The sequence below is a fragment of the Hassallia byssoidea VB512170 genome (assembly GCF_000817785.2).
GTDB lineage: Bacteria > Cyanobacteriota > Cyanobacteriia > Cyanobacteriales > Nostocaceae > Hassallia > Hassallia carrinoi.
Window position 1 is genome coordinate 165,620 of record NZ_JTCM02000003.1, and the last position, 9,920, is coordinate 175,539.

General features: G+C 41.2%; 7 protein-coding genes. 4 read left to right on the plus strand and 3 right to left on the minus strand.

The annotated features are described in order from the left end of the window. The first annotated feature begins 169 nt into the window (after positions 1-169). Positions 170-3,463: a protein DpdE gene (gene dpdE, locus PI95_RS02855; RefSeq protein ID WP_039738939.1), complete on the plus strand. Its 3,294-nt coding sequence runs from the start codon at positions 170-172 to the stop codon at positions 3,461-3,463. 252 nt (positions 3,464-3,715) lie between these two features. Here the strand turns inward: dpdE and PI95_RS02860 are convergent, their stop codons facing one another. From PI95_RS02860 to PI95_RS02870, 3 genes are all read right to left on the minus strand, one after another. After that, positions 3,716-4,051, minus strand: coding sequence for a ribulose bisphosphate carboxylase small subunit (locus tag PI95_RS02860; protein ID WP_039738942.1), 336 nt, complete (start codon positions 4,049-4,051; stop codon positions 3,716-3,718). Between the two features lie 72 nt (positions 4,052-4,123). Then, entirely contained in the window at positions 4,124-4,528 is a 405-nt protein-coding gene (gene rcbX / locus PI95_RS02865) for a RuBisCO chaperone RbcX (protein ID WP_039738943.1), read from the minus strand. 100 nt (positions 4,529-4,628) lie between these two features. Then, complete coding sequence (locus PI95_RS02870) at positions 4,629-6,059, minus strand: form I ribulose bisphosphate carboxylase large subunit (protein WP_039738946.1); 1,431 nt, start codon at positions 6,057-6,059, stop codon at positions 4,629-4,631. A gap of 1,065 nt (positions 6,060-7,124) precedes the next feature. Here PI95_RS02870 and PI95_RS02875 point away from each other — a divergent pair. The 3 genes from PI95_RS02875 to PI95_RS02885 form a co-directional block, all read left to right on the plus strand. After that, positions 7,125-8,255 carry a ligand-binding sensor domain-containing protein gene (locus tag PI95_RS02875; protein ID WP_201280270.1) on the plus strand — a complete coding sequence of 377 codons (1,131 nt, stop codon included), beginning with the start codon at positions 7,125-7,127 and terminating at the stop codon, positions 8,253-8,255. Between the two features lie 91 nt (positions 8,256-8,346). Then, positions 8,347-9,117 (plus strand): 3-methyl-2-oxobutanoate hydroxymethyltransferase, encoded by a 771-nt coding sequence (gene panB / locus PI95_RS02880; RefSeq protein WP_039738947.1) that lies wholly within the window; start codon positions 8,347-8,349, stop codon positions 9,115-9,117. A gap of 172 nt (positions 9,118-9,289) precedes the next feature. Continuing rightward, positions 9,290-9,920, plus strand: a 631-nt coding sequence (locus tag PI95_RS02885) for an Rpn family recombination-promoting nuclease/putative transposase (protein ID WP_163518552.1), incomplete at its 3' end; no start/stop codon positions are given.

Sequence of the window (9,920 nt, forward strand, 5' to 3'; positions counted from 1 at the left end):
TTGCCTATCGATTAAAGAGGAACCTGAAAAGCCGTATTCAAACGTATAACTTAGATGTTGCGCTATTAGATATACGAACTATTATTAAGTTTGGCGAAAAGTGTGAATTTGCTGCTTTGAGTAAATTTCTCAAAGCGGTTGACCGTGACGAAATTATGAGAGAGTGGATATGATTCAAGTTGGTTCATTAGTGCGATCGCGCAATAACAATCTGGGAATAGGCAAAGTTACTCAAATATCCGAGCAATCGGTAGTTGTAGAATATTTTTGCTCATTAGGAAAGCAAATTCAAAACACGTTACCTTTAATTTCGCTGTCTCAAGTCAGAATTCAGCGTCAAACTCGCTGTTATATCAAATTAGAAAATGAAGACAGATGGGGAATCGGTAGAATTTTCACTTGGGATGAAGACAACGATTTATATCAAGTTGATTTACCAGATAAAAAGACGGTATTAGTAACTGAGCAAGAAGTTTACGTGCGTTGCGATTTACCGATTGAAGACCCAATTGATATTTTAGCAATGAAGGGTCAAGAAACGCCGTACTTCCACGAAAGACGACTTGCTTTAGTTAATTGTTTGATGTCACAACGCGCTGTTAGTCGCGGCATGACAGGCTTACTTTCTGCTAACATTAAACTTTATCCCCACCAAGTTGAAGTTATCCGCAGAGTACTAGAAGACCCAATTCAACGCTACTTACTAGCAGATGATGAAGGATTGGGAAAAACGATTGAAGCCGGTGCTATTCTGCGCCAATATTTGTTAGATGAATCGCAGGGAACAGCTTTAGTAGTAGTACCAAAATATTTACTTGAACAATGGCATCAAGAGTTAGAAAATAAATTTTATATCTCGCATTTTCCTGATAGAGTGAAAGTGGTAGCGGTGGAAGATGTGCAGAAAATTAACCGCAACGCAGATATAAATTTCGTAATTTTCGATGAAGCTGATAAAATCGCGGCAATGGCGTATTCATTTGACGCATCACAACGCCAGCGTTTTGCGGTATACAAACACATAGCTCATAAATGCGATCGCCTACTTTTACTTACTGCTACTCCCTTATTAAACCACGAGCGCGATTATCTGGCTATGTTACATCTGTTAGAGCCTGATATCTATCGGATGGATGATTTAGCTTTATTTCGTGCTAAAGTGCAAAACCGTGCCGCAATTGGTAAAATTTTACTTTCCTTGGAAGATGCAGATTCTGTTGTTTTGAAAGACAACCTAAATCAACTCCGCACGCTTTTTCCGAAAGATGCTTATTTACTTGATTTAGCAGACAAATTAGAAACAAAAACAGCCACCGACCAAGATAAAATTATCAGGGAAATTCGCACCCACATCAGCGACACCCATCGACTTCATAGACGAATTCTCCGCAATCGTCCTGCTTCTGTAGAAGATGTAATTTGGGAAAGAAATATTTCACCCAAAGCCGAGTATGATTTAGATGAGCGTTCAATAGACATTCACGAATCAATTGAAAAATGGCGTAGTCTTGCTCCCAACGAAAAAGAGTATCAGCGGATATTTCTGCTTTTATTTCTCGCTTCTGGTACTTGGTTGGGTCTTTTAGAACAGGTTATCACGGCACGGTTAAAGAACGTAGCTCGCAAAGAGTTAATTCAAGACTTTGATGAAGAAAGCATAAACACGCTTACCGATACCCCAAAATTTGCTGGGGAAGAAGAGATTTTAGAGTCTTTGTTGAAAATTGTTCGACAACCGTCAGAAGATGGCGATCGCATCGAATTACTCAAAACAGTATTACTCTACCACCTCAGCGAACGCTTTAACCTACAATCTTATCGTTCAAATCTCAGCAAATTACTCGAACAAGTACAGCGACGAATTACAAGACCAATACCGGGTGATACACTCCCAAAAATTGTTGTATTTACCAGCTTTCCCCAAGTTGGTGCAGAAATCGTCCGTTGTTTGAGAAACAGTTTTGGGAAAGCGATCGCTACTCATCAACTCGGACAAACTAGCGCTGAAGTTGAAAAGAATCTTAAACAATTCAAAAACGATTCAAAGTGTTTTATTCTTGTTTGTGATTCTGCTGGTGAAGAAGGTCGTAGTTTACAATTTGCCGACTGGATAATTCATTTTGACATTCCTTGGTCGCCAAATCGTCTGGAGAAAAGAATTAGTCGGATAGACAGCATTTACAATACACAGAAAATTGAGTTAACAGTATTTGCAGGTGCAGATTTAGAAGATAGTCCCCACGATGCTTGGTATCGCTTGTTAAAAGAAGGTTTAGCAGTCTTTCACCGTTCAATTACCAGTCTTGAGTTTTATGTAGATAAAAAATTGCCGCAACTTGAAGCAAAGCTGTTTGAAACGGGAGCAAATGGACTAATAGAAATTTTACAACAAATCCAAGATGAAATCGCCGCAGAAAAAATCAAACTGAGCCAGCAAAACGTTTTAGATGAAATTGATATTTTTGATGAAGATGCTATTCAGTATTTTACAGCATTAGATAATTATGATGCTCAATATCAAGAAATACAGCGAAGTGTAGAACAATGGATTTGTGACGCTTTAGAATTTAAGCAAGTTTATAAAACCGATTTCACTGGAATACAGCGCTACCAACCAACAATGCGTACCTTGGTTCCAGTAGATGAATTGAGAACTTACTTCAACACTTTTGCGGAGACATTTGGTACTTTTAACCGGAAATTAGCAAATCAAAATTCTGATATCAATCTCTATAGAATTGGTGAAGAATTTATTGAGTCATTAGCGTCATACATTCACTGGGATGACAGAGGTCAAGCTTTTGCACTCTGGAGATTTGATAAATCTTGGGATAATAGTGAAGGTAAGGAATGGTTTGGTTTTAGATTCAATTATATAATTGAAGCCAATTTAACTTACTTAAAAGACGACACCAAATATCAGATTCTCAAGCGTCGCGCTGATGGCTTATTTCCGCCACTAATCGAGTCTATTTTCGTTGATGTTGAGCGTATGTCTGTAGTACAAGATGAGGAATTATTAACTATTTTGCAGCGTCCTTATAAAGGTAAAGGTGGCACTCAATACCGTGATTATAACTTAGCCAAAAGTCGATTATCAATAATTGATAGCTTTGTTGAAGCTAATAAATGGCAATACTTTTGTTATCAAGCACGTCAAACTTCTTTGGAATTACTTGAGCAGCGTCCTGATTTTGTTAAATTGTGCGAAAAACAGGCGACAATTGCTGAACAGAAACTAAATAAGCGCGTTGAACAATTAGAGTTGCGGCTTAATCAACTTGTTGAAAACAAAGAAAGGTCTGATTCGGAACTAGCAGAAGAAATTGAGACAGAAACTGACTTAATACAACTAATTACAGAAGGAATTCGCCATCCTTCTATTCGCCTTGATTCTGTTGGTTTTATTGTCGTTTCTGGGCATCCTCCTACTCAATCTGAAGAAGAAGGCGATAATTCGTAAATTTGTAGTGAGGACTTTAGTCCTCTTCTAAGAAGATAAGCAGTAGGGTGCGTTATGCCTCAGGCTAACGCACCGTGAAAAATTAGATCAAGATGGTGCGTTAACGAACTAACGCACCCTACAACTACAGATTTATTTTTTGGTAGTCCCTAAGATAACGACTTCAGTCGTTACTACGAAAATAAGAGAGGTAGATAATTCTACCTCTCTATCTCAAGTCAATTTAAAAGGTAAAAGTAAGAATTACCTTTTTTAGTATCGGCTGCTGCCGGGTTTATGAACAATAAAGCTGAGAACTTGACACTGCTTAACGTTGTCAAAACCAACAACGCGAATGAAGCAGTTGCCAAACTGAGAACGACAGCCTTGCACTTCGCTCAACACTTCTTGAGTAGATTTAGCGTTAAATAAAGGCAACTTCCACAGAGTCCAAAAGAATGTTGTTGGTTCAGAAGTTTCGTTAAACTCAACTGCGGGAATGTAACCTTGATCTAAGATGTACTGCACTTGCTTGGCGATTTGAGCGTCAGACAGAGGAGGCAGATAAGAAAGGGTTTCGTAACGACGCTCTTTTGGTAAGGTCTGCATAGTTGGTAATAAAGGAGGGCTTTGACTACAAAGGTGTTGGTTGGTAGAGACGCGATGTTCTTCGCGCCTCTACTAACTTGATGAATTATCCAAATTTGGATCTGAAGCTGCTTGTTCTGATTCTGGGCTGGGTATCGACATATTTAATTGCGTAATTCGCTCTAAATGCTGGCGACGGTGTTCTGTATTTGCTTGGCTAATACCGATACGAATCATTTCGGGTAAGAAGTCGGTGACTTCGTTGGCGATATGTTCCCTGACAGTCATGATCCTTAAAGCCAAATCTGGCTTTTCTCGAAACAGACTTTGAATGTATGCTTCTCCATCCTGAATTTTGTCGGCGGAAAAGTTGTGCAGCCAAAGCGCCAAGGGAGGATTCGTTTCGCCAAGTTGAGTTAGCACCGTCCGCACTGCTTGATAAGTTAGGTAGCTAGAGAGCGTCTTAACTGTATCCTTTGCAATTTGTTTTAAATCCATGCTTGACCCAGACCAAAAGAGTTATGAGTTATGAGTTATGAGTTATGAGTTATGAATTAATTTAACTCCTCACTCCTAACTTCTAACTCTTAACTTAAAATCAGACGGTATCCATTGCCTCGAACTCGAACTTGATTTCTTTCCACAGTTCGCAAGCAACAGCCAATTCTGGCGACCACTTACAAGCTTCGCGGATAACATCGTTACCTTCGCGAGCCAAGTTGCGTCCTTCGTTACGTGCTTGGATACAAGCTTCTAAAGCTACGCGGTTAGCGGTAGCGCCAGGAGCGTTACCCCAAGGGTGTCCGAGGGTACCACCACCAAATTGTAGTACGGAGTCGTCACCGAAGATTTCTACTAGTGCGGGCATGTGCCATACGTGGATACCACCAGAAGCAACTGCCATTACACCAGGCATGGAAGCCCAATCTTGAGTGAAGTAGATACCGCGTGACTTGTCTTGCTCAACGTAGTTTTCACGTAGCAAGTCAACGAAGCCCATTGTAATACCGCGTTCACCTTCTAACTTACCTACAACGGTTCCGGTGTGGATGTGGTCGCCACCAGACATCCGCAAGCACTTAGCCAATACGCGGAAGTGGATACCGTGGTTCTTTTGACGGTCGATAACGGCGTGCATTGCGCGGTGGATGTGCAGCAACAGACCGTTCTTGCGACACCAGTGAGCCAAGGTGGTGTTAGCGGTGAAACCTGCGGTCAGGTAGTCATGCATGATGATGGGCATTTTGAGTTCTTTGGCGAACTCAGCCCGTTCCAACATTTGTTCGCAGGTGGGAGCGGTAACGTTGAGGTAGTGACCTTTGATTTCACCGGTTTCAGCTTGTGATTTGTGGATGGCTTCTGCTACAAACAGAAAGCGATCGCGCCATCTTTGGAATGGTGCTGAGTTGATGTTTTCGTCGTCTTTGGTGAAGTCCAAACCACCGCGCAAGCATTCATAAACGGCACGTCCGTAGTTCTTCGCGGACAAACCGAGCTTCGGCTTAATGGTACAACCCAACAACGGACGACCATATTTGTTTATTTTGTCACGTTCAACTTGAATTCCGTGAGGAGGACCTTGGAAGGTCTTCAAATAAGCAACTGGAATCCGCAAATCTTCCAAACGCAGCGCACGCAATGCTTTGAAACCAAATACGTTACCTACAATCGAGGTCAACATGTTGGTTACAGAGCCTTCCTCAAACAAGTCTAGAGGATAAGCAACGTAGCAAATGTACTGATTGTCTTCGCCGGGAACTGGTTCGATGTCGTAGCAACGACCTTTGTAGCGGTCTAGGTCGGTTAACAAGTCAGTCCATACTGTTGTCCAAGTACCAGTGGAAGACTCAGCAGCTACTGCTGCACCAGCTTCTTCGGGAGGAACTCCAGGTTGTGGAGTCATCCGGAATGCTGCTAAAAGGTCTGTATCTTTAGGTGTGTAGTCTGGGGTGTAATAAGTTAATCTGTAATCTTTTACCCCAGCCTGATAACCTGATTTCGACTGAGTCTTCGTTTGCGCGTAAGACATACTTTATCCTTCCAACAAGTCAATCTTTTTTACAAGCAAATTACGTTCTGTGCAACTTCCCCTCACCCCGCTTTTTCCCCCCAACAAGCAGGAGGAGGAATCGGGAAAATTTTTCTTAAGGGTTGCTTTTAACAATGGGTAGCGGTTTTTTGATTCACACTTAGTTGAGTTAGTCATCTTTCTCACCAGTGCTTATCGTGAATATAAACGCAAGATGCGCCTATATTCCATCGTCCCACGATTGTAAATTCTTTATCTCTTCTTCGCACTCTACTAAACATAGCTTAACTAAGCGATCGCCTTTTTCTTTGTAAATTCAAAAGATAAGCAAGGCTTGTATACATTACCGCCTTTCTTACCCCATACATCTTTACCCCTTTCCAGGCAACAGACAAGGAGAAACTTTTTTTAGAGCTGATTTAGCAGAGTCCTTAACGAAAGACAAAAATTGCACACCACGTAATTTGTATCTTGTTCCACAATATATCAAGAATTCGATAAGTTATTCTTCTAATCTTCTTAACTCTTTTATTTAAATTTGTTATTTAATGTCAGAACTTAACATTTTATTAAGATGTATTTACAAACTATAAGTGATAATAGTACCGCCTTATCAAAAAAACCTGCTTTAGAAGCATCTGGGCTAATACCCAGGCAAACTTACTCGGTTTCTAGGAAAATAACCTTGTTTAGCAACCAAATACTGACATAGAAACCAAGTTTCTAGGAAAGACGCGCGTAAGTCCTCTGAGCTAAGATTGTAAAGTTTTCTTGAGTGCTGAGAAGCGAGAGTGTTAATTCCTCAACTTCAAACTGAGCGTTTAATTTGACGCGCATTTATCGAATCAGACCTTGACGCTTACGCCAAAATGTGCAACGACAAAAGAAAACTTTATCAGTAAAATACGTTTTAATTTGTAGTGAGCGGTTTACCGCTCATATCCTCAGTTTTAAGGGCTGAAGCCCTTACTACATTATTTATACGCTTCACCGGAACAAAACTGTTTAAAAAATACAAACTACGGGAACACTGTAATTAACCCGCAACCTTTGCAGACAAAGGCTATGGGAGATGTTTCCCAAGGAAGTTTAACAGTGGTATTGTTTTGCGATCGCATTAGTTTATTAATTACTTCTACTGTGTTAGGGTTGGCAATCTCCATAACGATTCCAGCCAATGCTGAAAAAAATAGTAGTTCTCCCCCACAAACAACTCCTGACGTAGATTCATCAGAGTTAACTCCCTCTTACCCAGCTTCACCACCACCACCGCCAAAAGACCCTTTACCCGACGACAGGGATCTACAAGAACGTTTAAAACAAACTGATTATCGCGTGAGTAACTTGCTGGGGGATCTCCGAGGTAATCTTTGGGTGGGTTCTTGGCGGGGATTGTCGCACATTGACCCGAACACCGGTAAGATTTTAGGTAGAGTTAGTTTACCAAATGTGGCGATCGGTGCTTTAGCTCAAGACAAAGTAGGACGCTTGTGGGTGGGAAATTACGAAGGCTTGCAGCGAGTAGATCCGCGTACAAATGAAATCACAGCGCAGAATTTATTCTTGCCTTCTAAACGAGTTTTATCGCTGTTGATTGACAAACGTGGCTATTTGTGGACGGGAACTGATAACGGTGTAGCCTTAATTAGCCCAGACCAAGGTTTAATTATGACAACAGTTAAAGAACTTCCTGGTGTCAGCGCTAACGCTTTAACTTTAGATGCTGATGGTCAACTTTGGGTGGGGACGCTTGATGGAGTAGTGCGAGTAAATACCGCAAATGCTTACGTCATGAAGTGGATCAACAATTTACCAGGAACGACAGTCCAAGCTTTAGCAATTAGTCCAGAAGGATTAATTTGGGCAGGAATGCCGAATAATTTGCTGGTTATTAATCCGAAAACTGGTGCAGTGCTGCGGTCTGTCACTCGGTTGCGCGGACGTAACGTCACAGCAGTACGCTTTGCTAAAGATGGTAGTGTATGGGTCGGAACTAACGATGGTTTGTTAAGATTAAATCCACATACAGGAGCTGTATTAGACGAAGTTGCCGGTCTTCCTTCTAGTCGCGTGTTTGCCCTTGCACCTGACATTGGTAATAAACTATGGATCGGCACTAGTGAAGGTTTAGCTTGGTTAATGCCGAAAATGCCTTTGGCAAAAACTCATCTGGCTTTTAGTCGCGCTGTTAAATAAGGGAGTAGGGAATGGGGAGTAGGGAATAGGGAATTCAAAATTTCCGCACTCACCACTCCCCACTCACTACTCACCACTCCCCTTTGAAAAAATGCCAGTCACTACCCAACAATTAATTCAATGGAAACAACAAAAGCGTTCAATTGTGGCTTTGACTGCTTGGGATTATGCGATCGCACAAATCCTCGATGCTGCTGGTGTAGATTTAATTTTGGTGGGTGACTCAATGGCGGTGGTGTTGGGGTATGAAACAACACTACCTATTACTTTGGATGAAATGCTTTACCACGCCAAAGCTGTGCGACGTGGTGTAAAACGCGCTTTAATGGTGGTAGATTTACCATTTTTGACGTATCAAGAAAGTATTCAGCAAGCGATGCATTCAGCCGGCAGGGTGTTGAAGGAGACGGGAGCGCAAGCGGTAAAATTAGAGGGTGGCTATCCGGCAATGATTGAAACGATCGCTCGTTTGGTGCAAGCGGGAATTCCGGTGATGGGTCATGTAGGATTGACACCACAATCGATACATCAAATTGGCTTGCGACAACAGGGAAAGACGCAAGAAGATAGTGAGAGAATTTTAAGTGAAGCGATCGCTCTTGAACAAGCGGGTGTGTTTGCGATTGTCTTAGAGCATATAAGCGCAGATTTAGCAATGCAGATTACACAAAAGTTGAACATTCCCACAATTGGTATTGGTGCGGGAGTGCATTGTGATGGACAAGTGTTAGTTACTTCTGATGTGTTGGGACTTTCAGAAAAACAGCCTCCCTTTGCTAAAGTTTATACAAATCTGCGGGAAACGATTAACAAAGCTGTGCAGGAATACTCTGTGGAAGTGCGAGAAAAGAAGTTTCCGTAAGCAGAGGAAAGCATCTTAGTTTTGCGGATGCGGATAAGCTGTTCCACATTTAAATTGCACGCATTAGGGCAAGCAAGATGCCCACCCCACAATAGTTTGATTCAATTTAGATATGCAAACTAGATATGGAACAGCTTATTATAAAATCATAAAAAGCGCCAACATATTCAGCGTGAAAACTGACAGCATCTTTTATCGGCTATTTCAAGAATTTCCCAGCATCTTCTTTGAACTTATTGGCAATCCTCCCGAAGCTGCAAATACCTATCAATTTGCTTCAGTTGAAATTAAGCAAACAGCTTTTAGAATTGATGGTGTGTTTCTTCCCACCCAAGAAGATAATCCAATTTATTTTGTTGAAGTTCAATTCCAATCTGATACAGAACTTTACTCGCGTCTGGTATCGGAAATATTTTTATACCTACGCCAAAATAAACCCAGAGGCACTTGGCGTGGAGTAGTGATTTATCCTAATAGAAACATAGATACATCTGATACCAAAGATTGCCATGAATTCTTTACGAGTCAGCGCATCAGCCGAATTTATTTGAATGAATTAGGTGAAGCTGCATCACTACCAATTGGTATTGCTACTATTAAATTAGTAGTTGAAGATGAAGATACAGCAATTATCGCTGCTAGAGAATTAATCAACCGAACCAAGCAAGCGGAAAATTTACAACTGCAACAGCAGTTACTAGAATTTATAGAGACGATTTTGGTTTATAAGTTTCCGAAAATGAGTCGAGAGGAGATAGAAGGAATGTTTGGATTAAGTGAGTTAAAGCAAACGCGAGTTTATC